The sequence below is a fragment of the Vibrio sp. 1CM2L genome (assembly GCF_023161695.1).
Taxonomy (GTDB): Bacteria; Pseudomonadota; Gammaproteobacteria; order Enterobacterales; family Vibrionaceae; genus Vibrio; species Vibrio coralliirubri.
Genome location: NZ_JALNTT010000003.1, coordinates 57,615 through 80,852, shown reverse-complemented (window position 1 = coordinate 80,852; position 23,238 = coordinate 57,615). Strand labels below are relative to the sequence as shown.

At 45.4% G+C, this 23,238-nt stretch carries 19 protein-coding genes; all 19 read right to left on the bottom strand.

Annotated features, from left to right (window positions below; translation table 11 throughout):
• Position 1 precedes the first annotated feature (1 nt).
• The 19 genes from fliG to flgG all read right to left on the bottom strand — a co-directional run bounded on the left by fliG (position 2) and on the right by flgG (position 23,233).
• The gene (fliG, locus tag MSG34_RS10450; protein ID WP_017060682.1) at positions 2 to 1,063 is read right to left on the bottom strand and encodes a flagellar motor switch protein FliG; all 1,062 of its coding nucleotides are present in this window, start codon (positions 1,061 to 1,063) and stop codon (positions 2 to 4) included.
• A complete protein-coding gene (gene fliF, locus MSG34_RS10445) occupies positions 1,056 to 2,798 on the bottom strand; it encodes a flagellar basal-body MS-ring/collar protein FliF (protein ID WP_248337325.1) in 1,743 nt (580 codons plus the stop codon). The genes fliG and fliF overlap by 8 nt, the downstream gene beginning before the upstream one ends.
• A 16-nt stretch (positions 2,799 to 2,814) precedes the next feature.
• Positions 2,815 to 3,126 (bottom strand): flagellar hook-basal body complex protein FliE, encoded by a 312-nt coding sequence (fliE, locus tag MSG34_RS10440; protein WP_017060684.1) that lies wholly within the window; start codon positions 3,124 to 3,126, stop codon positions 2,815 to 2,817.
• Between the two features lie 132 nt (positions 3,127 to 3,258).
• The gene (locus MSG34_RS10435; protein WP_248337324.1) at positions 3,259 to 4,668 is read right to left on the bottom strand and encodes a sigma-54 dependent transcriptional regulator; all 1,410 of its coding nucleotides are present in this window, start codon (positions 4,666 to 4,668) and stop codon (positions 3,259 to 3,261) included.
• A 33-nt stretch (positions 4,669 to 4,701) separates the two neighbouring features.
• Positions 4,702 to 5,742, bottom strand: coding sequence for an ATP-binding protein (locus MSG34_RS10430; RefSeq protein WP_019820743.1), 1,041 nt, complete (start codon positions 5,740 to 5,742; stop codon positions 4,702 to 4,704).
• Positions 5,743 to 5,926: 184 nt separating this feature from the next.
• Positions 5,927 to 7,393 carry a sigma-54 dependent transcriptional regulator gene (locus MSG34_RS10425; protein WP_017064122.1) on the bottom strand — a complete coding sequence of 489 codons (1,467 nt, stop codon included), beginning with the start codon at positions 7,391 to 7,393 and terminating at the stop codon, positions 5,927 to 5,929.
• A 227-nt stretch (positions 7,394 to 7,620) separates the two neighbouring features.
• On the bottom strand, positions 7,621 to 8,031 hold the full coding sequence (fliS, locus tag MSG34_RS10420; RefSeq protein ID WP_004736194.1) for a flagellar export chaperone FliS: 411 nt from the start codon (positions 8,029 to 8,031) through the stop codon (positions 7,621 to 7,623).
• A gap of 12 nt (positions 8,032 to 8,043) precedes the next feature.
• Positions 8,044 to 8,349 (bottom strand): flagellar protein FliT, encoded by a 306-nt coding sequence (locus tag MSG34_RS10415; RefSeq protein WP_248337322.1) that lies wholly within the window; start codon positions 8,347 to 8,349, stop codon positions 8,044 to 8,046.
• Between the two features lie 3 nt (positions 8,350 to 8,352).
• Positions 8,353 to 10,380 carry a flagellar filament capping protein FliD gene (gene fliD / locus MSG34_RS10410; protein WP_248337320.1) on the bottom strand — a complete coding sequence of 676 codons (2,028 nt, stop codon included), beginning with the start codon at positions 10,378 to 10,380 and terminating at the stop codon, positions 8,353 to 8,355.
• A gap of 22 nt (positions 10,381 to 10,402) precedes the next feature.
• A complete protein-coding gene (gene flaG / locus MSG34_RS10405; protein ID WP_248337318.1) occupies positions 10,403 to 10,828 on the bottom strand; it encodes a flagellar protein FlaG in 426 nt (141 codons plus the stop codon).
• Between the two features lie 81 nt (positions 10,829 to 10,909).
• Positions 10,910 to 12,040 carry a flagellin gene (locus MSG34_RS10400; RefSeq protein ID WP_019820748.1) on the bottom strand — a complete coding sequence of 377 codons (1,131 nt, stop codon included), beginning with the start codon at positions 12,038 to 12,040 and terminating at the stop codon, positions 10,910 to 10,912.
• Positions 12,041 to 12,813: 773 nt separating this feature from the next.
• Positions 12,814 to 13,947 (bottom strand): flagellin, encoded by a 1,134-nt coding sequence (locus MSG34_RS10395; protein WP_102300543.1) that lies wholly within the window; start codon positions 13,945 to 13,947, stop codon positions 12,814 to 12,816.
• A 648-nt stretch (positions 13,948 to 14,595) separates the two neighbouring features.
• Positions 14,596 to 15,732: a flagellin gene (locus tag MSG34_RS10390; RefSeq protein ID WP_048615757.1), complete on the bottom strand. Its 1,137-nt coding sequence runs from the start codon at positions 15,730 to 15,732 to the stop codon at positions 14,596 to 14,598.
• Between the two features lie 418 nt (positions 15,733 to 16,150).
• Positions 16,151 to 17,341 carry a flagellar hook-associated protein FlgL gene (flgL, locus tag MSG34_RS10385; RefSeq protein ID WP_050620599.1) on the bottom strand — a complete coding sequence of 397 codons (1,191 nt, stop codon included), beginning with the start codon at positions 17,339 to 17,341 and terminating at the stop codon, positions 16,151 to 16,153.
• 10 nt (positions 17,342 to 17,351) lie between these two features.
• Positions 17,352 to 19,232, bottom strand: a complete 1,881-nt coding sequence (gene flgK, locus MSG34_RS10380; protein WP_248337316.1) for a flagellar hook-associated protein FlgK — start codon at positions 19,230 to 19,232, stop codon at positions 17,352 to 17,354.
• A gap of 209 nt (positions 19,233 to 19,441) precedes the next feature.
• Positions 19,442 to 20,383, bottom strand: a complete 942-nt coding sequence (gene flgJ, locus MSG34_RS10375) for a flagellar assembly peptidoglycan hydrolase FlgJ (protein WP_248337314.1) — start codon at positions 20,381 to 20,383, stop codon at positions 19,442 to 19,444.
• An 11-nt stretch (positions 20,384 to 20,394) separates the two neighbouring features.
• Positions 20,395 to 21,486 (bottom strand): flagellar basal body P-ring protein FlgI, encoded by a 1,092-nt coding sequence (locus MSG34_RS10370; RefSeq protein ID WP_048615751.1) that lies wholly within the window; start codon positions 21,484 to 21,486, stop codon positions 20,395 to 20,397.
• 94 nt (positions 21,487 to 21,580) lie between these two features.
• Complete coding sequence (gene flgH, locus MSG34_RS10365; protein WP_050620602.1) at positions 21,581 to 22,357, bottom strand: flagellar basal body L-ring protein FlgH; 777 nt, start codon at positions 22,355 to 22,357, stop codon at positions 21,581 to 21,583.
• A gap of 87 nt (positions 22,358 to 22,444) precedes the next feature.
• On the bottom strand, positions 22,445 to 23,233 hold the full coding sequence (gene flgG, locus MSG34_RS10360) for a flagellar basal-body rod protein FlgG (RefSeq protein ID WP_017062259.1): 789 nt from the start codon (positions 23,231 to 23,233) through the stop codon (positions 22,445 to 22,447).
• Positions 23,234 to 23,238: the final 5 nt, after the last annotated feature.

Below are 23,238 nucleotides of genomic sequence, written 5' to 3'. Positions count from 1 at the left end.
ATTAAAGGAACTCGTCGGCGCCACCAGACAGCATAATCTCGCCACTGTCTGCCATCTTCCTCGCAATACCCAAAATCTCTTTCTGAGCTGCTTCGACGTCAGAGACTTTGACTGGCGGCATCGCCTCAATATCGTCTCTCATCATATCGGCAGCACGTTTAGACATGTTCTTGAAGATCTTCTCACGTAGACCTTCATCGGCACCTTTAAGTGCTTTCTGTAGAATGTCTTGTGGAACATCACGTAGTAGACGCTGAACACCTTGGTCATCAACTTCAATAAGGTTTTCAAAGACAAACATCAGATCTTGAATCTGCGTTGCCATGTCTTCGTCTTGGTCACGGATTTGATCCATCAAGACGCCTTCCACGTTGTTATCCATGTAGTTCATGATCTCAGCCGCGGCTTTCAGGCCACCAATTTTGGCCGCTTGAGCACCCGCTTGACCCGCGAACTGTTTCTCCATGATTTCGTTCAGTTCAGCAAGCGCCGAAGGTTGAACTTCTTCAAGGTTGGCAATACGCATCATCAGATCCAGACGAACTCGCTCTGGGAACTGAGACAGGATCTCAGCCGATTGATCGGCATCGAGGTACGACAACACAATGGTTTGTATTTGAGGGTGCTCGTTGATGATAATGCTCGCCACCTGACGAGGATCCATCCACTTAAGCGAATCCAAACCTTTCGAACCTGTGCCGAGAAGGATTTGGTCAACAAGGTTATTCGCCTTGTCTTCACCCAGAGCAGCAACTAACGCATTACGCATGAAGTCTTCGCTGCCCATACCAATGTTGGTGTACTTCTGAATATCATCTAAGAAAGCACGGTGCACTGCGCCTACTTTCTCTTGGGATAGGTCTGTAGCTCGCGCCATCGCACTACCCACACGCTGAACCTGCTTTGGCTCTAGGTGACGAATAATACCAGCAGCATCTTCTTCATTTAAACTGAGCAACAAGATCGCAGCGCGCTCATCGCCTGAGATAGAGCCGATATCCACGCTAGAGACATCAAGCACTTCACCGCCTTCAGTTTGTTGTGGAACTATTTCGTTAGCCATCTACCATCCAATTCTTAACTACTTGAGCTGCTAGCTCTGGTTCATTCGCTACAAGTGCACGTACTGCTTTCAGCACATCCTCGTCTTTATGAAGGTTTGGTAAGTCGATGCTTGAACCAAATTCAAACAGCTCACCACCTTCAATATCACCACCAATTAAGCTGGTTTCGCCGTCGGCACCAATTGGCATACCATCAGGGCCGTACATCTGTTCATCGTTGTCTGCTGCTGGGTTAAGCAGTTTCTTCATTGCAGGGCGAACAAGTACCAACACCACCACAATAATAACCAAGGCACTTGCAAACCAACGAACCCAATCATTGAAGTTTGGATGCTCCCAGATTGGTACATCAGCAACAACATCTGTTACTTGAGGTGCAAACTGCATGCTTAATACGTTGAGCAAATCACCACGAGTTTCATCAAAGCCCACCGTACCAATCAGTACTTGGCGAATCGCATTGATTTCGCTCGCCGGGATCGGAGTATGAACCACTTCACCCGTATCTGGGTTCAAGGATTGACGGTCTTTGATCGCAACAGAAACCGTCTGGCGGTTAACCGTGCCGCTCTGTTTACGTTCATGACTGATGGTGGTGTCTAGCTCAAAGTTTCGAGTCGCTTCTTTGTGAACCGAGCCTTGCCCCGTCATTGCGCCGTCTTTCATCTGAGCAACATCTTGTGGGATTGAGGCATCTGCAGGTGGCTGATTACTCAAAGCTCCAGGAATACCCGCCACAGTATTACCGTTGTTGTAATCTTCTAAGGTGTATTCACTTCGAGTCGCAGGTGTATTCGGATCAAAACGCTTTCGGGTTTGTTCCACTGCACTGAAGTCGAGCTGAATATCAACCTGAGCGGTATAGTTACCAAACCCAAGAATAGGAATCAGAATAGAATCAATTTTTTCACGTAGAGCCTGTTCTTGATTGCGCTCTAACTCGTGTTCTTTACGACGCGCTGCAGACATTGGGTCTTGAGAGCCTGAGCTCAACAATCGACCATGCTGATCGGTTACCGTAATACGTGAGGTTTTCATTCCCGGAACGGCACTAGCGACCATATCAACAACAGAATCGACTTCTTGTTGCTTAAGATTGTTGCCCGTTTTAAGGGTTAGGAATACGGAAGCGGAGGCTTCTTGATTGTGACGCACAAACACGCTTTGCTTCGGCAACGCCAGTAAAACCTGAGCTTTACGCACCTGTTTCATCTGCTCAATCGCTTTGGCAAGCTGTCTTTCACGGCTTAATTTAAGGCGTTCTTGTTCTAAACGCTGTGATACACCAAAGCCCATGTCTTGCATGAGGATGTCATCACCCGCGTTTCGCTCTTGGTTCAAACCCGCTCGTACCATATTAAGCTTCAATGAGTTGTACTCACTCGCCGGTACTGAGATGGTATTGCCTTCAAGCGTGTACTCGATCTTTTGCAGATCCAAGTAATCAAGAACGGGGATCAATTCTTCTGTTTCGTAAGCCCCTAGTGGACGCATTTCTGGCTCTTTCACCCAGAAAAACAGCATCACAATCAGCGCTACACAGATAGAGATAGAAAGGACTAACACGACCTGACGGAGTAAATCGAGATCACCGACAGCCATATCGAACTTCGATGAACTGCGTTCACCTAGATCGGGATTTTGCCCTTCTCCGTCTAGCTCAGAGCCTGCAATAAGTGCGTGGTCGCTGCTATCGCTTACGGTTAAATCTGTTGTTTGACTATTATCTGCCACTATTTAACTACCCAACTTATACCGGCATATTCATCAGCTCTTTGTACGATTCGACCAATTTATTTCTAATTTGGATCGTCGCCTCAAAAGCCACGCTAGATTTATTACGAGCAATCATCACGTCCGATAGGGATACGCTTTGGTCACCACTATCAAAACGAGCTTGAAGATCACCAGAGGTCTTTTGTAATGAGTTCACATTATTGATGGCATTAGTCAGCATGTTGCCAAAATCTGCACCGACCGCTTGCCCCGTTGCTGCGGGACGCGCGCTGGCAGCTTCGACCATCATCGCCTGCATTTCGCCTTGTAAACCATCTATTCTCATCTACTACCTCAGGAGTCAAAATTATGACCATCTATTTAGCTGTATTATTGACAGAGCAATTAGCGTGCCACACATTAAATTGACTAGATATCGTATTACACTAGTCAGAAAGCTGACACTACTAATCTATCCTCAGTTTGGGATATCTATTCCAGCATCGCGCATTTTCGCCAGCTTGTAACGCAATGTACGAGGGCTAATCCCCAGTTTTTCAGCCATATCTTTGCGTCGGCCATTACATGCTATCAGGGTTTCAAGAATGATCGCATACTCTTGATCTCTAAGCTCATTACCTAACCCCTCGCTGCTAGCCGCGATTTTATTAATTGGGTTTGCTTCGGCAATAGGCTTGATTTCTGGCGCAGCAACATCACTGCCTTCGACGATTTGTTGTAGGCTGCTTGCGTCTTGCCAATCAACACCTTCAAGAAGGATGTGCTCGCCAGAGATGTTCTCTTGTTCGCTCAATATTAACGCACGCTGTACCACGTTGTCTAATTCACGAACATTGCCCGGCCACGGATAATTGACGAGTTTGCTGATCGCTTGTGCCGACATCACAGGCACTGGCATACCAAGCTTGGTGCAGTGGCGCTCAACTAAGTGCTTGGCCAAAGGCTCAATATCACCTTTACGCTCGCAAAGCGGAGGCCAAGCAATTGGGAATACATTCAGGCGATAGTATAAATCTTCACGGAAGTTCCCTTCAGAAACATACTGTTTTAGATCACGGTTACTGGTCGCTAATACGCGGACGTCTAATTTGATGCTCTTGCGGCTACCTAACCGCTCAACTTCGCGTTCTTGCAATACACGCAGTAGTTTGACTTGTAGGCTAAGATCCATTTCACTGATCTCATCCAGCAGAATCGTACCGCCCTGCGCTTGCTCGAATTTCCCTGGGCAAGCTTGAATAGCGCCAGTAAATGCGCCTTTTTCATAGCCAAACAGGGTCGCTTCTAACATGTTGTCTGGGATCGCCGCGCAGTTAATCGCGACAAACGGGCCATCTTTTCGGCTAGAAGCATTGTGAATGTAGCGAGACATCACCTCTTTACCAGAACCACTCGGGCCTAACACCATGACATTAGCATCGGTTTTCGCAACTTTATCAGCCAGCATCATTAGCTTGATACTTTTTTCATCAGCAACGATAGCGTCGCCGTTGTCATCCGACTTTACAGGGGCATAACGGCTGACCATGTTGAGCAGCACTTCCGGCGCAAATGGCTTTGCCATGTAGTCGATAGCGCCCTCTTTCATAGCAGCAACGGCATCTTCGATGTTGGCGTACGCTGTCATTAGCAATACAGGTAAGTTGGGCCAATGCTGCTTGATGTTTCTCAATAGCGCCAAGCCACCCATGCCCGCCATCTGCACGTCAGATACGACAATATCAACGGAGTTCGATTTTAATTTGACCAGAGCATCTTCCGCACAATCCGCTTCCAGCCATTCATAGCCAGCAAGCGCGAGTGTGTCGACAAGGGCTTCGCGTAGACCTTCATCATCTTCGACGATTAACACTTTGCTTTGAGCCATAGGATTCTCCAGTGTAAATTCAGTTAAAACTTATTAGTCTTCAGAAGAAGCACTTCTTTCAAGCGGTAGACACATGGTAAAGCATGCGCCGTCGCCTTCTTCTGATATCAATTCCAGTCGGCCTTCATGTGCTCGACATACCATTTGTACAACCGCTAAGCCTAGACCTGTACCTTGCGAACGAGTGGTAAAGAAGGGTTCCATAATTTTACCTTGAAGCTCTTTCGGTACTCCGGGGCCACTGTCTTGCACTGATATCTTAAGCTCGCCGTTTACGGGCCTAAAAAACACATCAATCTGCGATTCCTTGCCCGCAATTTGAACCGCGTTCAACACTAGGTTGCTTAACGCTGAGGCGATAGCATTGGCGTTACCGAACATTTGAGTCTGTTCGCCCTCAACTTCTTGGCAATAATCAATCTGGTTAGTTTTCAATGCCGCTTCCACCATAGGGTGAAATTCGGTGATCAATTCAGCCACAGTAAATGGCTTAACGACTTTGTTGTCACCACCTTTGGCAAACAACAGCATGTCGTTCACTTGCTTCTCTAAGTCATGCAATCTATCCATAAGCTTAGATTGAAAACGCGTTTTTGTTGCCGGCGGCAGGTTTGGCGCGGCAAGGTTTGATGCATACAGCATCGCACTTGAAAGCGGCGTTCGCACCTGATGGGCAAGCGAGGCCACCATTCTACCTAATGAAGACAAACGCTGAAGATCACTCACGCGAGACTGCAAGAGTCGGGTCTCGGTCAAATCGGTAATCAAAATCAGCTGACCCGTGGTAGAGGCTGAAATCGCCAAACGTACTTTTCGCCCGTTCTTCAATGAGATCTCATGACCGTCATCGTCTTTTGGGTCGAAGGCACTTTGAATCACTGAAAACCACTTCTCGCCAACCAACTCAACACCAAGAATACGGTGCGCTTCAGGGTTCGCTTCTCTCACTTCGCCGTGTGTATCTAACAAGATGACCCCTGCAGGCATCACGTCGAGTACTTGCTTATAGCGCTCAACCTGCTGTTCAACAGAATCTAGGTGTGATTGATTTTCTGGTTCGTTAGATACGTGCATGTCAAAAATTTGCCTCAAATACTAAAACAGCCTGAGACGTACAACACGAGTCAGGCTATTTGCTATATTTATCACATAGTTAAGCAAGCAACAACTCGACTATGGTTTATCTGTTCACTTAGCTAGAGTTACCAAATAGCTAAAAAGTGTGTGCTAGTTTTTCGTTTTCATCGAAAACTGGGCACTAGCGCTGCAAGTTATATTTACGCATTTTTTCAACCAGAGTGGTTCTACGCATTCCAAGCATGTCAGCAGCACGAGCAACAATACCGCCCTGCGCTTCTAAAGCTTGATTGATCATATTCACTTCCATATCCGCGAGTAGCTCTTTCAAGTTAACCCCTTCTGGCGGTAACTCTTGAGGAGCATTGGCATTGTCGGCAATATCATCTTGCTGATCAAAGCTGAAATCTTCTGAGAATAAGTCAGCAAGTGCATCACGCTCTTGCTCCTCTTCAGATCCAAAGCTATTAAACTCTGGCTGGAACTCAGGGATATCGCTGTATCGATATTTAGTTGGCAGGTGATTCACATCAACCAAGCTGTTTGGATACAAGATAACCATTCGTTCAACCAGGTTCGCTAGTTCACGAACGTTACCTGGCCAGTAATGCTCCATCAAAGAGTTGATAGCACGAGCCGTGAAACAGATAGGCATGCTGCCTTCCGCTTCCATTCGAGTCATCAGCTCTTGAAGCAACAGTGGAATGTCTTCTTTGCGATCTTGAAGCGCCGGCATTTCAATCGGGAATACATTCAAGCGGTAGTAAAGGTCTTCACGGAACGAATCATCGTCGATCATATCTTCAAGGTTGCGGTGTGTTGCCGCAATCACTCGGACATCAGCTTGTATGGTGCTGTTGCCACCTACGCGCTCAAAGCATCGCTCTTGCAGCACTCGTAGCAGCTTAACTTGCATCGCCATCGGCATATCGCCAATTTCATCAAGAAACAGTGTGCCACCTTCAGCCAATTCAAAACGGCCCTTACGTGCGGTAATCGCCCCAGTAAATGCGCCCTTCTCGTGACCAAACAGTTCACTTTCAAGCAAATCAGGTGGAATCGCGCCACAGTTTACAGGAACAAAAGGCCCTGAACGACGTTTAGAGTGATAGTGAATGTTACGCGCTACGACTTCTTTGCCTGTACCAGATTCACCAAGAATCAGCACGTTCGCTTCCGTAGAAGAGACTTGTTCAATTAAGTGACGTACTTCTTGAATGCCAGCACTTTGTCCTACTAGGCTGCGAAACAGTGTGTTCTTGCGTGCCGAAGACACAACTTGAACACCTTTGCGGCCTAAGAAATCTTTACAGTGTCTTAATGCATCACTTAATTGCGGGTAGTTAAGAGGAAGTTCAAGCTCACCAACATAGTTAGTCAACTCGTCAACCGGGTGATTGTTTTTGCCAATCACCAGTAAAGGGATGTGATTGGCGTGAACAAGCTTCTCATTCAGTAATGCGTTGAAGCCTTTACCTTTAATGGTACCAATAATGCAGCCGGCCCACTGTAGTGACCAGTCAACTTTACGTGCTTGTTCAGAGCTGATTACTTCGCAGCTCTCTCCTACAAACTCTAATATTGTGCTTAAATTGTGACGATCTTGAGCGTTATCGTCGACGACAAGCAGTTTTGCCAAACCTTGCATAAGTAGGAATTATTGCCTTTATTTTGGTGCGATGCGGAAAAACGGTGAGCAACGTAGTCTATAAAACAGTGAAAGTATCAACGATTACGGTCTACGTGGACAAATTTAGGAAATCAGCAACGAAAAAAGCCATTAGGCTATCTAATGGCTTCTATTTTATTTGATTAAAAAAATAAGGCAACCAACCAATTAAGGGATATGAGGTTGGTTAAAACTGCAATTTTTCTTTAAATTCCTACGTCAGCGGACGTCAAGTTGTGATATTCGTTCGGAATTTGGTCCCAAGCGCTCTTAATTTCGCGAATAATATCGATAACATCATCAATAGGCTGTGGGTCATTTTTGTGATTTGCCGCAGAAATTTGCGTGATCATGAACTCATAAAGTTGATCTAGGTTTTTCGCAATATCGCCACCATCGTCCATAGATAGGCAACTACGTAGGCTAATAATGATATCTAGAGCCTTACCAAGTCGCTCGCCTTTCACTGGGATGTTGCCTGCTTGCATTGCCGCTTTACCTTGAATCAAACGCTCGATAGCACCGGCCATTAGCATTTGTACAATCTTATGCGGTGAGGCAGCCGTTAGCTGACTATCCACTGATACCTTTTTATATGCCTGTAAAGAACCGCGCATAGTAAACCTCTTCTATAAAAACTTTTTGTATTGTTGAACTGATTTAGCACCGTGACGGTATTTGTGCAGGGTCTTACCTACTCGACTCGTCTCAGACTGCATCAATTCGACTAATTTTCTGGTTCTGGTAATGGCTTCAAACCATTCAGAACTTTGCTTAACGTCGGGATGTGAGTCGATTATTTGAAGCACGTTTTGCAATAACTGTTCTCTGTTATCGACAAGCTGCCTTATTTCTTCAGCATTAATTTCACTAAATTCCAGTTTAGAGATAATTAGTTGATCGAGTTCACAAAGCTCCTGTAGCTGGCTAGTCATCTATTAGCCCAACGCATTCATCATACTGCCCAACTGAGATTGCATCTTACTGGTCGCATCTTGCATGGCTGTGAACTTAGAGTGAGTACGGCTCTCTAGGCTGTCCATGCGGCGGTCGAGCGCGCTTTGGTCATCAACCAAGCGGTAGTTTTGCTCGACCAAGCTCTTCTCTCTAGTACGGATTGAACCCGTAATACCTGTGATACCTTGAATCGCATCTTCCACTTTTTTGGCGAAACCGTTGTTGCCACCAAAGAACTCACCCAACTTATCGAAATTGTTGTTGAGTTGACGATCAAGCATGTCGTAGTTGATTTCTAGCGAGCCTTGCCTTGTGGTGGTGATACCGAATTCAGTCAAAGACTTAAGGTTGTCTGGCGCACCTTCGATACTTGATGAGAACACCCCTTTCAATCGAGAGTCGGCGTTACGCACTGTACTGTCACCAGAAAGCGGGCCTTTTTGACCGGTCGTTGGATCAACACCCGCAAGGTCTTTCGACACTTGATAGAACTGGTTATAAGAGCTCACAAAGGATTCAATATCTTGGCGAACACTATTACGGTCGTACTCCACACCAATTTCTGCCGGCGGCTTATCTTTTGGCGTTTTTCCTTTCACCGTAATATCAATACCTTCAATGGCATCTTCAATCACATTGTTATTACTAGAGAGCTGAGCAACACCATCTAGGACAACCATAGAATCTTGGCCAGCCTGAACTTCAGTCATACCGCTATAGGTATCAAAAGTTTGCTGTGCTTGTTCGAGGTCAGCTTGTGCTTTATCGACCTTCTCTAAAAGCTCTCGCTCTTCGGGTTCTAATTTAGCACGCTCAATTTTCTTGGCTTGTTCTGCGGTGAGTTCGCCTTTTTGAACTTTCTCAGCCAACTCCGCTTTTTCTTGTGAAATCTTCTCTTCGATACGCGCTTGCTCAGCCTCAAGTTTTTGTTGGGCTTCTTTCGGTGTCACGTATGAATCGGTCAGAGTACCTGAGGCAGCATTTGACCACCCCGGCACATCGGGTGCCTTCTCTATCGCTTTTTCATCAAGCTCAAGTTCTGGTGTGTAGTAAGAATCTAAAAGCGTACCTGACGCGGTTTCAGTCCAACCAGGGATATTGTCTTCAGGCATCACCGACTTTGCCGCTTGAGCTGCGTCTAGGGCAGCTTGACCGTCGGCTGCGGCTTGCTCACCGTAGCTGAGACTTTGAGAGTCTCCGTCAACATCTGAAGTAGAATCGGTTTGAGCTGCAGGGATGATATTGCCATCTTTATCGAGTGTTTCATTCGCATTTGGGTCATCGTTAGCGATCACTTCATCGATGAGTTCGACGGCTTTTCCTGCAGGGGTTAGAGCTAGAATATCTTGAGCAGCAACGCGCGCTTTCTCTAGCGCTTTAACACGTTCTTCAAGCGTTTTGTATTCGAGTTTTTTCAGGGGATTGGCAGCATCTGACTCAACATTAATGCTGATTTGCTGATCTGAACCAGACTGGTTCGAGGCAATAATAAGTCTTGGACCTTCGACATCGTTGATAATAGATGCACGAACGCCTGGGTTGCTATCTGCACCGTTGATACCACGAACAACTTCGATAAGTCTCGATCTGTCGCCAACTTGCACATCAAAGCTGTCATCACCAAGCGAAACCTGCAGCTTACCTGGGCCAAATTTCATGTCCTCTGACAGTACATCAGAAGCCACTTTATGGCTTTGGGCAAGCTGCAACACATCGATGGCATATTTGCCAGCGATCGCTTCGGTAGTCGCGGTTGCAGAGACAAGACCTTCATCGGTACTTTCGACTGTTCGCACAGCAAAAGCTTTTTCCTGACGAAAGTTTGTCATCAGGTTTTTCATCGAATCAAGGGATTCTCTGAGTCTTCCATAGGCACTAATGCTGGTATCGATTCGCGTTCGTTCATTGTCGATTCGTTGCTGTTTAGGTACACGCTCCGAATCAACAATTTTGCTGACCATGGAATTGATATCCATGCCAGACGAAATCCCCATTGGGCCAAAACTCATTAAATCACCTCAATAATACGACTTAAACCTTCACCTCAAATATTCGACTATTCGAGTTTTGGGCTGCTAGGCGTCTTAGAATTTCAAGCATTTCTTCATCAGGGATCTGGCGAATAATATCACCGGTTGTGGTCTCATAAATGGTAACCACATCTCTCCCAGATTCTTCATCGACCTTAAAAGCCACACCTTTATTGAGAGAGGAGATAAACTCGTTTACCTTCTCCACCATTTTGACTCGCTCTTCATCATTTAACTCTTGTCTATGTTGAGCTAATTGAATCGCCGCTTGGGTAGCTTCCTCTTTCGATTTCTCTACCTTGTCATAAGATGTTGCTTCTTTTAGTCGCGAAAGACTCGACGCACTACTACCTTCATCGCTTGCAATTTTAATGCCACTAGGTGAGCCATAAGGCTGGATGTTCGATGCGTTGGATGATATTTCCATAACACTCTCCCTCCCTCCTTTATGAGCCAAACAGTAAAACTCTACCCAGAGTAGAGTTTACCGCTACTTACCGAGGTAAGTTTAGCCCAATAAGCTTAGAGCTGCTGATGGTGACTGTTTTGCTTGAGCTAGGATAGAAGTACTCGCCTGTTGTAGGATTTGAGACTTAGTCATAGCCGTTGTTTCTTTCGCGTAATCGGTATCTTTGATACGGCTCTTAGACGCATTAACGTTTTCATTGATGTTATCTAAGTTGCTGATTGCGTGGTCAAAACGGTTTTGGAAAGCACCAAGAGATGCACGGTTACTATCAACAGATTTTAGTGCGCCATCAATGATAGATACTGCTTCGTTTGCACCAGCAACCGAGGTTACATCGATGTCGTTAACGGTAACGTCTTTACCAGCACCGATACCAAGTTCACCCGCAAGGCTGCCGCCGAACTCAACATCACCATCAACTTTTTGGCTAGAAGCGAAAAGTTGCAGTTTGCCGCCTTCACCAACAGACGCTTTAACGTCTTGGCTTTGACCGTTGATGTAAGTTGCTAGCTCTTCCATATCGTTGCCTTCTTTCGCAGAAATAGACAACTCTTGTGCTTCGCCAAACTTATCGTTGTATTTGATCGTTAAGTCAGCGCCAGCACCTACACGCCAAGAAGCATCTTTGCCTTCTTCTACGCCGTAGCTCTTGCCACCCATGTCTTGAGTGTCGGTACGCATGTTATTCATAGTTAGCATTACTGCTTCACCGGAGTCTGCGCCGATTTGGAAAGATTGGCTACCGTAAGTACCGTTAAGAAGCTTGTTACCACCAAAAGAGGTCGTTTCAGCAATACGGTTAAGTTCTGTGTTTAGAGCAGAGACTTCTTCTTGGATCGCAACACGTTCAGATTTGCTGTTTGAACCATTTGAAGATTGAAGAGAAAGGTCGCGCATACGCTGCAGAATGTTGGTTGACTCATTCATTGCACCTTCAGCTGTCTGTGCAATAGAGATACCGTCATTCGCGTTTTTCACAGCCATATCTAGGCCACGGCTTTGCGACGTTAAGCGGTTAGAGATTTGTAGGCCTGCAGCATCATCTTTTGCGCTATTGATTTTATAGCCAGAAGACAAACGCTCCATTGATTTTTGAGTACCTTCAGCCGCGCTATTCAGGTAGCGCTGAGCCGTCATTGCAGACACATTAGTGCTTACATTAATCGCCATAGTTGATCTCCTTTAGGCATTTTTTAATGCACTTATGTGACTCTCACCTCACACAAATACATGTCAATTTGTTTATGTACCAGTGTCTCTCTCACCTTACATTGGTACATATCATTTCTCTCAATCCCTTTAACGGCCCCTTAATTAGAAGCTTTAATAAAAAATGCGATTTTTTTCGTATTCTTTTCAACAACAAAGAAAAGTGTGATCGAGCTTCAATTAATAGAGCATCATTCGTTAAAGTTTCGTATCTTCGCTCATTGATAAGTGTCGCCTTGCACATAAAAACCAAAGCAGATCCCTGATATCTCGTTCTACTCGATTCTGGGATGACGGTTAATTCCCTCACCGGCTTATGGTTTACTCTTCATTCCTTACAGTGGTAGATAAGAACGAAACAAACTCCTTCCTCAAAAAACTAGATTCCTGATACCTCGTTCTACTCGATTCTGGAATGACGATTGAAAACTATTGTTTGAATCTGAGTAATTATTTACTCGATCTAATCTTGCCAAAGCAGCTATACAGCCTCCACAACCCAACCCCGTCATTCCCTACAGTGAGGAACGAACGTGATAGGGAATCTCGCTTTTACTCTCGTTTACCAACATTGCACTTTTCCAAATACGCCTTTGCCAAATTGCAGGCAATAAAAAACCCAGCCGAAGCTGGGTCTGTTTAGCGCTCATCTCTCACCACGAGCTAATTTGTGGAAGCCTAACGTTAACGCTTATGATCAACCATGATTATAGTCAACGTGGCTTTTCAATCGATTAACCTAGTAGGCTAAGTGCCGAGTTCGGAGCTTGCTTCGCTTGAGCAAGAATCGAGCTTGAAGCTTGAGAAAGGATCTGAGACTTAGTCATCTGAGTCGTTTCTTTCGCGAAGTCGGTATCTTTAATGCGGCTCTTAGATGCATTAACGTTCTCGTTAATGTTGTCTAAGTTGCTGATTGCGTGGTCGAAACGGTTTTGGAAAGCACCTAGCTCAGCACGGTGGCTGTCTACGTACTTAAGTGCCGCATCGATTACTGCTACAGACTCTTGTGCGCCGCCTACAGATGTTACGTCGATAGTATCAACCGTTACATCTTTAGCTGCTTGAATACCTAGCTCACCAGCAAGACCGCCAGAGAAAGACACATCGCCGCTCACTTTGTTGTTACCAGTGAACATTTGTAGCTTGCCGTCTTCAGTAACAGACGCTTTAACAGAATCTTGTTGACCGTTGATGTAAGTCGCTAGCTCTTCGATATCGTCACCGGCTTTTGCGCTGATGTCGATTTCTTGTGCTTGACCAAAGTTATCAGTGAACGACAATTTCAGGTCGTTAGAACCCGCTTGAACGTTCCAATCTTTGTCTTTCGCGTTCTCAGTTTGGTAGCTCTTACCACCCATCTGAGCGTTATCAGAGCGCATGTCTTTCAGTTGAAGCATTACCGCTTCACCGTTGTCTGCACCGATTTGGAATGATTTAGTACCGTGAGTACCGTTAAGCAGCTTGTTGCCACCAAAAGACGTCGTTTCCGCAATACGGTTTAGTTCGTCGTTCAGTGCTGTTACTTCTTCTTGAATCGCTACACGCTCAGATTTTGAGTTTGAGCCGTTTGAAGATTGTAGAGACAAATCACGCATACGTTGCAGGATGTTGGTTGTCTCGTTCATTGCACCTTCAGCAGTTTGTGCAATAGAGATACCGTCGTTCGCGTTACGTACAGCAACATCAAGGCCGCGGCTCTGAACGTTCAAACGGTTCGAGATTTGTAGGCCCGCAGCGTCATCTTTTGCGCTGTTGATTTTTGAGCCTGAAGCTAGACGCTCCATTGATGTTTGTTGTGCGCTGTTTGCGTTGTTTAGGTAACGTTGCGCTGTCATCGCTGAAACGTTTGTATTTACATTCACTGCCATGGTGATTTCTCCAATTGATTTTCCGGTATAGCGGTTTCCGACGTCTCGGAAAACCAAGTAGTTCTCTCAAAGTTACTTTTAATAACGGCGCGAAAATCAGAAGCTTTAGAAAAACTTTCAAAAAACCACAAAAAAATTATTAATTTATTATTTATCAATAACTTAATTTTCATCATTTTCTAATACAGCGATAGATTTCAATTGGAAAAAGATCTCAACCTGTTCGAAAAACGTACGAATCTCCATGTAAATGGCTCAAGATGGAGAAATGATCAATCGCCAAAGATCTCTTGCTTAGGCAGATCTTGTGTAATAGATGACATTATTTGTAGTGAAGAAGAACCGTCAAATAGAGATTTGAGAAAGGTAGAGCGAGAAAATTCGTAGGAAAGTAAATAGCAAAAACAAGAAATACAGAAAGGAAAAAGCCCCTTTTCCTTTGAGAGAACCGGGGCTAGTTGGCGCGTCAGAGCCTGTGTGGAGATCATCGAGAAATGAACACATTTCCGACTTGCCGTTGCATTCTTACTGTAAAAATGGATAGCAGGTGAGAGATGAGAGAGCTAAACACTCAATAGTAAGTATGCTTGCCAGTTTCCCTTGCTGCATGGCTCACGTCTGAACACGAGCAGCAAGTTCAACCAATAACTATTGCAATAATGACATCGCAGAGTTAGGCAACTGTTTTGCTTGAGCAAGTATTGAAGTACCTGCTTGTTGCAGAATTTGTGATTTGGTCATTTGCGTCGTCTCTTTCGCAAAGTCCGTATCTTTGATTCGGCTGTTTGAAGCGTCTACGTTCTCTTGTACGTTTGCCAAGTTATTAATACTGTGGCTTAGACGGTTCTGTTTTGCACCCAAATCAGCACGCTGTGAATCCACGTACTTCATTGCAGAATCAATCACGCTGATCGCGTTCTGTGAACCCGCAACGCTGGTTAAGCTAACATCTTGAACAGAGGTTGCGCGGCCTTCACTCTTAATACCTAGCTCAGACGCTAGACCACCAGAGATAGACATTGCACCTTCAAGGTCAGGTTCAGCAACGAACAGTTGAATGCGACCATCATCAGTAACCGATGCGTTAACAAGATCAGACTGACCATTAATGTAAGTCGCAAGCTCTTCGATATCATCGCCTGCTTTGGTATTGATATCTAAAACGATGTCTTCACCCGCTTTAGTTTTGAATTCGAACTTAAGATCGCGAGCTTGTGCAGGCACTTCCCAGCTCTTATCTTTACCGTTTTCAGAATCAAACGTTGTACCACCCATGCGGAAGTCATCGGCACGAATGCTCGTCAGAGCCATGATCATCGCTTCACCAGAATTAGAACCAATCTGGAACGATGCTTCACCAAATGAACCGTTCAATAGACGACGGCCACCAAAAGACGTAGTTTCCGCGATACGGTTAAGCTCATCTTGAAGTGCCATCGACTCTTCGTTCAGTGCCGTACGCTCCGCCGGAGAGTTAGTGCCGTTTGATGATTGAATCGCTAGGTCACGCATACGTTGTAATACGTTGGTTGATTCGTTCATCGCGCCTTCAGCGGTTTGAGCAATTGAAATACCGTCATTGGCATTACGCATTGCTACATCAAGACCACGAGATTGAGCTGTTAAGCGGTTCGAGATTTGCAGACCCGCTGCATCATCTTTTGCGCTGTTGATCTTGTGACCCGATGACAAACGCTCCATAGAAGTCGCTAAGTCATTAGATGCTTTGTTCAGGTAACGCTGTGCTGTCATAGCAGATACGTTAGTGCTTACATTGATAGCCATTTTGCTCTCCTTATGAGTTCGCAAAGTTTCTGCGAAGCGGCCAGCTTTACTCTCATATGGATAAGCACTGACCGTGTATTACTCGATAAACCCTATACAAGGTTTAAGATCTGTATTAATCATTTATGACCAACACAGATACAAGTTGTATGCCAAGTTTAATATCATATAAATAATTTTTAAATTATCTAAAAATCAGAAACTTACAAACAACACTGCGCAATTATGATTTTCTACTATTAGAAGATGAAAAACATTCACCTTCCTTATTGCCGTTTTTTGCCGCTATTCTAGAAACATCATGCTTCGTACAAAAAAGCGGCAAACTGTGGCGTCATTCGCACGTATGGCATAGCACATACGGCAAAGAATCAACGCCATGGTGATCGACAAGCCACCATTAAATACCGATTGATCATTAAATATAGTTAAACAAGGTCAGGTCTTTGGTTTTGCCAAACGCTTGTTGAGAAGCTTGTAGTGCTCGAGAGTTTTCATTGAATTCAATGATCGCTTTCGAATAATCCAAGTCTTCAAAGTTGCTTTTTGCTTTTGCTAAAGACAACTTAAAATCTTCATGCTGTTGCTCTTGAATATCCAGAGTACTTAAACGTGCACCAACATCGGTTCTCGCCTTGGTCAAATGAATAAACGCGGCATGGAACTCTTCGGTTACTTGATGCAATTTCGCCGTAGCCGATGCATCCGATACTGGATTTTCAGCCTGTTCAGCGGCTTCTTTAAACGTATCAAAGATAGAGAAAGTCTCTCGTGGTTCTAAGGTGATCGAATCACCTTTAGTGATTTGGCCTTTGATTTGGATGTTCAGACCTTCATAGACAATGCCAGTCGAAGGATCAAAGTCTTCCGCGGCCACCACTGCGCCATCTTTTTCAAGTTGATAAGCATAATTTCCTGTCTGCATATCAACGAACGTCACTTTATACGTTGACCCATCTTCAGCTGAGTTCGTCGCACGTTCCAAAAGTAATTCAGAAGCAGGTTCAAGCTCGTACTGAGGTTCGTAGTCACCGAACGGGTTGTCTATTTCCATAAACATCTTGCTGCCCGGATCATTCATCGCCATTTCAAAGCTGCTTGCCACACGCATCTTGCGTTGGTAGTCATCACCTTGATAAGTCACGTTTCCTTGATTATCTCGAAAGAAAGGTTGATTCTTTGGTTTAGTCCCCGCAAATGTGTAGTTACCCGACTCATCTTGAGAGTTGGCTAAATGCAGGAAGTTATTGGCCAGTTCTTGAATTTCACGCTTCTTAGCTAAACGGTCTTCCGGAGAAAGCGCACCGTTGATCATCTCCATCACGGTTCGTTTTGCTTCATCAGCAAAGCCTTCAGTGTTAGAAACCAATACCTCATGATGCTCAAGACGGTTTCTGACTAGAGTAATCGCATCTACATACTGTTTAAGCTGTTCTGACTGCTGACCAATGTTTTGCAAATAGTGCGTCGCTAATGGGTCATCACTTGGCGACTGTAACTTCTTACCCGAAGCAAGTTGCGCTTGGTTGTGATGCACCTTGTTCTCTTGACGGCGCAAGTCATTTTGTACTGACTGATAATTATGGAAGCTAGAGATACGATTCAACATTTATACCTTCCTATCTCAGAGCCAAAATAGTATTGAACGTATCGTTGGCTGCTTGCATGATGCGTGAAGAAGCCATATACGCTTGCTGAAATTTCATCATATTTGCCGCTTCTTCATCGAGGTTTACTCCCGAGATAGAAGCTATACGTTCTTGAGCCGACTGTTTTTCTAACGTCGCAATATCACTCAAGCGATTTGCCGTTGAAGACTTCAAGCCCGTATTAGTATTCAAGTTGTGGTAAAGGTCTAAAATCGTAGACTCACCATCATTCAACAGCTTTCCTGTTTGAAGATCTTGCAGCTTACGCAGGTTACCGTTGTCACCTTCTGATGGGACAAGGTTTGCCGTAAACTTATCGTTTGCCACCGCGCCGGATGTGAGCTCAAACGTTGTACCGTTGATGGTCACTGGCCCTTGTGGCGGATACGGTTGAGGCTGCATTAAAATGTTACCCTTCGGATCCGTCACAGCAAACTGCTCACCTTTTGGTGAGACAATCACTTCAAACTCACGCAGTTGACCTGCTTCTAGGATTTTGAATCCCGCTGTACCCTTGGCAAACGTGGTCGATGCCTCATAACTTTGCGCAGCAATGTCTTTCGGGTCTTTGGTTTCCATCTGTATTTGAGCAGCAAAATTGCGCGTTGGACGCAGTAACAGCTTCTCTCCTAGTTCAGGAGGATTACGTACTTCCACTCGCATGCCATCAAGATAAAAAGCACTACCGCTAGAGTCGGTCGCCATCTTAACGGTCTCACCGTTCGGCTTAGTCACGACATAATCACTGCCATCGTATTTAAGGCCATACTCACCGCCTTTTAAGGCAGAAGTATCATCAATGTATACCGCAACATCGGCTTTCGATTGTCCGCTAGCCGTGACACGAGATTTTGCCACCAGCTCAGAGTTCACGTCGGTAAACAGGTCCTTACCTACGTTGCCGTTAAGATCCAAACCTTGTTCTTGAAGACTATTGACCTCATATGAAAACGCGGTCGCCAAACGACCAAGCTCATCCATGATTGCCGGGATATGTTCGTCACGCATGTCTAGCATGGCGCCGATTTTTCCGTCGATATCACTGCTGGTGATCGGTTTTAAAGACTTACCTTCAACAATTGCTAGGCGGCGCTGATGTGTATCGGGTAAACCATCAACCATTTTTAATTGGCTTGCTTCACTACCAGAGACCAAGGTATGGCCATTACCAATATGGACATTAAACCCTTCGGCATTTGAGCGTGGTGTCACCGTTACTTTGGTGTAACCAGAAAGCTCATTAATCAACTTTTCATGCTGATCTCGTAGGTCATTGTGAGGGCCAGGAGTTCGCATCATTAAACGCTGAACATCACGGATCTCGTACGCAAGTTGATTAACTCGCTCGATACCCATATCTAGTTTTTTATTCGTAGAATCAGACTGTTGACGAACCGTTTCATGGAATTCATTTAACGTCTTGCTGAGTAGTCCAGCCTTTTCTAGTACAACTTTTCGAGCACCTACATCATTCGGTGTATCGGCTAATGTTTTAACCGAATCAAACCATTCATTAAGGTTTTCTGGAATCTTCTTCGAAGCAACCGATGACAGCATACTCGACAGCATATCGAGGTTCGCTTCTGTGTCGCCTTTATTGGCGGCATTGGTTGTCGATAAGTTAAGTTCGTTGACGGCAAATTGGTCCCAAGAGCGGCGAACATTTTCCACATGCACACCCATACCGTAGCTTTGGCCACCGTACTGACGCGGGTCATTCACACCTTGAATCACAGATTGGCGGCTATAGCCCTCTGTGTTGGCGTTAGAAATGTTATGACCTGTGGTGTTTAGCTGTCTCTGAGCAGTAAGAACACTTTGTGCCCCTACATTCAGAAGATCCGACGCCATAATGCCCCCAAAAAACTTAACAAAATCAGGATAAACTGATTAACTACCAGTTTAAAAAGCAATTTATGTGCCAATAGAGGTCCCAAAGAGATAAATGACAATAATTTATTGAAGTATAAGGAGATAACTAAGGGCTTCGCTGCAAACGTTGAAAGGGTAGATAAGAAAAGAGCCTGCCAATGGCAAGCTCCCGAGTACATTCAATAACGCTAGTTCATCTCGTCAATCTTGGCTTTCACTCGCAAAACCTTGTCTGCATAGTTAGGGTCGGTTGCGTAACCTGCTTGGTGAATACCTTTGATGAAATTCTCTGAGTTACCTTGATGCTGCAATGCCGTTTCGTATCTTGGGTTTTCGTTCAAGAACTTCACATAGTCGTTAAAGCTATCTTCAAAGTTTGAGTAAGAACGGAAAGAAGCCGACTCTTTAACGGCAGTTTTTCCATGGAACTCAAGCGTCTGCGTAGCAACCTTATCACCTTTCCAGCTTCTGTCTGCTTTGATGTTGAATAGGTTATTGCTGTTACCCAAAGAGTTCTTAACCATTTTAGAACCCCAACCCGTTTCAAGGGCTGCTTGTGCCAATAGTAGAGACGAGTCCACACCAAGCGCACTTGCCGCTTTTTCAGCGTAAGGCTTCATTGAGGTCACAAACGATTCTGGAGAATCAAAAGATACTGGCTGTTTTGCTGCTTGCACATCTGTTGCTGACATAGCTTGCGCAGGTTGAACGTCTGACGCTCGCTCTTCCGAACGGCCTGAGTATTGTGGTCGTTGCAATGAAGCATCAAAGCCTTCACTGCGAACCTTCTCTTCAGAGGCATCGCCAGCTTGGCCAGCGCTTAACTGAGCCACGATCATATCCGCAAGACCTAACGAACCTGAAGCGCTCAACTCACTCGCCATTTGGTCATCTTGCATCTGACGATAGAACTGCTCGTTCTGGCTGTTCAGCATATCCGACTTAAAGCTCGAGTTCGCATCGCGCATCGACTTAAACAACATAGAGGTGAAAATCGATTCAAACTGTTTTGCCGCAGCGGTTAATGCTTCTTTCTCGCTGCCTTCTTCACCGTTTACGGCTTGTTGACGAAGGCGGTCTAGGCTGCCGATATCGTGAATAAAGCCGATGTCATTGTTATTCTTAATCATGCTTTGCCTCCTTAGATAATGATCAACTGGCCTTCAATCGCACCCGCTTGTTTCAGTGCTTGAAGGATTGCCATTAAATCAGAAGGTGCAGCGCCCACTTCATTGACTGCGCGTACCAAATCGTCCAGCGTTAGGCCCGGTTCAAATTTGAACATCTTGCCATCGCCTTCCGTAATTTCGATATCAGAATCAGGAACCACTACCGTTTGGCCTCCTGAGAATGCATTCGGCTGGCTTACGTTGAGGTTTTCTTTGATTGCGACCGTCATACCACCGTGGGTTACCGCCGCAGCTCTTAGACGAACGTGCTTACCAACCACAATGGTACCGGTACGAGAGTTAACAATGATTTTTGCAGAGCCCTCTGCAGGATCAAATTCAATGTTTTCGACTGCCGACAGGAAAGCCACGCGTTGGCTGATTTCTCGAGGAGCGCGAACTTTTACAGACGTCGCGTCAACCGCAGATGCCATTTGTGGACCTAAGAAGTTGTTAACCGCATCAGCCAAACGCTGAGCCGTTGTGAAATCGGATTGGATTAGGTTAAAGGTGATGTAGTCGCCACGGCCGAATGGGGTTGGGATCTCTTGCTCTACTGTTGCACCGCTAGAGATAATACCGACGTTAGGGTTGTTACCGACAATCTTGGAACCGTCGTTACCTTGCGCACTAAAGCCACTTACCACTAAGTTACCTTGCGCGACCGCATACACTTGACCGTCTAGACCTTTCAGGAAGGTCTGTAGCAAGGTACCACCACGAAGGCTTTTTGCTGAACCGATAGAAGACACTGTTACGTCAACTTCCTGACCTTGCTTAGAGAATGCCGGAAGTTCAGCGGTAACAATTACTGCCGCTACGTTTTTGGTTTTTGGCTTAGTGCCGGGCGGCAATTGAATGCCAAAATTTTGCAGCATCGCGTTAAACGTTTGATCGGTAAAGGGAGTTGTCTCACCTGTACCCGGCAAACCAGTCACCAAACCATAACCGACAAGTTGGTTACTACGAACACCCGCCACTTTTGCCACGTCTTTGATACGCGCAGCATGGGCACTGGTGGCAAGAAATAGCATGCCGAATAGTACGAGTGTTAGTTTTTTCATTGAGTAACCTGTCTGTATTGCTTTAATTTATAATAGCTTAGCTAAATATGGCTGCATGATAGAGGCTGTCAGTATGTCGACACCCTCTCAAGCTCTACAGTGATACATTAAAGAATCGTGCCAAGAATCCAGGCTCTTGCATATCTTTCTGTACGCCAGTTCCTGAGTACTGAATTCGTGCGTTAGAAACTCGGTTTGAAGCGATGGTATTTTCGAAGTCAATATCGTCTGGACGGATGGTGCCACTTAGGCGGATGTACTCATCGCCCGTGTTAAATGTCATCCACTTCTCACCACGAACCACTAGGTTACCATTGGCTAATACTTCGATGACTTCAACGGTAATGTAGCCGCTGATGCTGTTACTTTGGTTGGCTGACGCATCACCCGCAAAGGTATTGGTGTTGCTCAGATCGTAAGAGAAGTTGTACTTGTCGATCGTCAGCTCTTGACCACCAACAGCCAGTGGCTCCATCGATGCATCGTTAGACTTAGACATGTCTGCATTGGCTTTTTTGGTCGCTCGAGTATTCTCATCTAGCGCCACAGTAATGATGTCACCAATACCACGCGGTTTTGAGTCGTCATACATGCTGCCAATGTGGTTCACATTGAACAGTGAGCCCGTTGCCGCTGCGTAATGCTCTGGTTTCTGCTTTGGGTTGATTGGCGCCCATGCAGGGTCACCAGCAATTGGGTCGGTTCTACCACGAAGCGTGTCAATAATGCCTGAGCTCTCTTGCGCCGACTTATCACCTTCCACAGCATCAACCACTGTGGTTGCATTTTCTTCTGCCGGAGTCTCAATCGGGTCCAGCACAGCACACCCCGACATAGACATAAACAAAGCTAAACAAAAAATACGTTTCATGGCGATATACTCTCAGCAGGCAGTGGTAAATGGGTCAATTAGCAAAAACAGATCGATTAATTAAAAAGTAAACGGCGAATAAACCAATTACAGCTGTTGGTTAACAAAGCTCATCATCTTGTCTACTGACGAGATAACTTTCGAGTTCATTTCGTATACACGCTGAGCTTCAATCATGTTTACCAGCTCTTCGGTTACGTTTACGTTCGATGTCTCTAGCATCGACTGGCGAATGTTACCTAGGCCATCAAAACCCGGAACACCCTCTTGTGGGTCGCCACTCGCGCCAGTTGGCAAGTAAAGGTTTTGACCTACTGGCTCTAGACCACCCGGGTTTACAAAGTCAGTAATGGTAATTTGACCAACCACGACGTTGTTTTGCTCACCACGTAGACGAACCGATACTTCACCGTCGTTACCAACCGTTACTGAGATCGCGTCTTCAGGAATCACGATTTCTGGTTGTAGAGGGTAACCTTGGCCCGACGTTACGATCGCGCCTTCACCGTTCAGTGTGAACTGACCATTGCGGCTGTAACCTGTTTCACCGTCTGGCATTTCAACTTGGAAGAAACCGTCGCCTTCAATCATCATGTCTAGGCTGTTAGATGTCGTTTGTGCGTTACCGTGAGTGTGCACTTTTTGAGTCGCGACGACCTTAGAACCGGCACCCAGCATCAAACCACTTGGTAGCTCAGTATTCTGAGATGATTGACCACCCGGTTGATTAATATTTTGGTAGAACAGATCTTCAAATACCGCGCGGCTCTTTTTAAAACCAATGGTCGAGGCGTTGGCAAGGTTGTTCGAAATCGTTGAGATATTGGTTTGTTGGGCGTCTAAACCCGTTTTACTTACCCATAATGCTGGATGCATAGCAA

Bases quoted from the DNA above. Each gene is read 5' to 3' on its own strand.
- fliG (WP_017060682.1), bottom strand. From the start codon at position 1,063: ATGGCTAACGAAATAGTTCCACAACAAACTGAAGGCGGTGAAGTGCTT.
- fliE (WP_017060684.1), bottom strand. From the start codon at position 3,126: ATGAGAATAGATGGTTTACAAGGCGAAATGCAGGCGATGATGGTCGAA.
- MSG34_RS10435 (WP_248337324.1), bottom strand. From the start codon at position 4,668: ATGGCTCAAAGCAAAGTGTTAATCGTCGAAGATGATGAAGGTCTACGC.
- MSG34_RS10430 (WP_019820743.1), bottom strand. From the start codon at position 5,742: ATGCACGTATCTAACGAACCAGAAAATCAATCACACCTAGATTCTGTT.
- MSG34_RS10425 (WP_017064122.1), bottom strand. From the start codon at position 7,393: ATGCAAGGTTTGGCAAAACTGCTTGTCGTCGACGATAACGCTCAAGAT.
- fliS (WP_004736194.1), bottom strand. From the start codon at position 8,031: ATGCGCGGTTCTTTACAGGCATATAAAAAGGTATCAGTGGATAGTCAG.
- MSG34_RS10415 (WP_248337322.1), bottom strand. From the start codon at position 8,349: ATGACTAGCCAGCTACAGGAGCTTTGTGAACTCGATCAACTAATTATC.
- fliD (WP_248337320.1), bottom strand. From the start codon at position 10,380: ATGAGTTTTGGCCCAATGGGGATTTCGTCTGGCATGGATATCAATTCC.
- flaG (WP_248337318.1), bottom strand. From the start codon at position 10,828: ATGGAAATATCATCCAACGCATCGAACATCCAGCCTTATGGCTCACCT.
- MSG34_RS10400 (WP_019820748.1), bottom strand. From the start codon at position 12,040: ATGGCGATTAATGTAAGCACTAATGTGTCTGCAATGACGGCTCAGCGC.
- MSG34_RS10395 (WP_102300543.1), bottom strand. From the start codon at position 13,947: ATGGCAGTGAATGTAAATACAAACGTTTCAGCGATGACAGCGCAACGT.
- MSG34_RS10390 (WP_048615757.1), bottom strand. From the start codon at position 15,732: ATGGCTATCAATGTAAGCACTAACGTATCTGCTATGACAGCACAGCGT.
- flgL (WP_050620599.1), bottom strand. From the start codon at position 17,341: ATGTTGAATCGTATCTCTAGCTTCCATAATTATCAGTCAGTACAAAAT.
- flgK (WP_248337316.1), bottom strand. From the start codon at position 19,232: ATGGCGTCGGATCTTCTGAATGTAGGGGCACAAAGTGTTCTTACTGCT.
- flgJ (WP_248337314.1), bottom strand. From the start codon at position 20,383: ATGATTAAGAATAACAATGACATCGGCTTTATTCACGATATCGGCAGC.
- MSG34_RS10370 (WP_048615751.1), bottom strand. From the start codon at position 21,486: ATGAAAAAACTAACACTCGTACTATTCGGCATGCTATTTCTTGCCACC.
- flgH (WP_050620602.1), bottom strand. From the start codon at position 22,357: ATGAAACGTATTTTTTGTTTAGCTTTGTTTATGTCTATGTCGGGGTGT.
- flgG (WP_017062259.1), bottom strand. From the start codon at position 23,233: ATGCATCCAGCATTATGGGTAAGTAAAACGGGTTTAGACGCCCAACAA.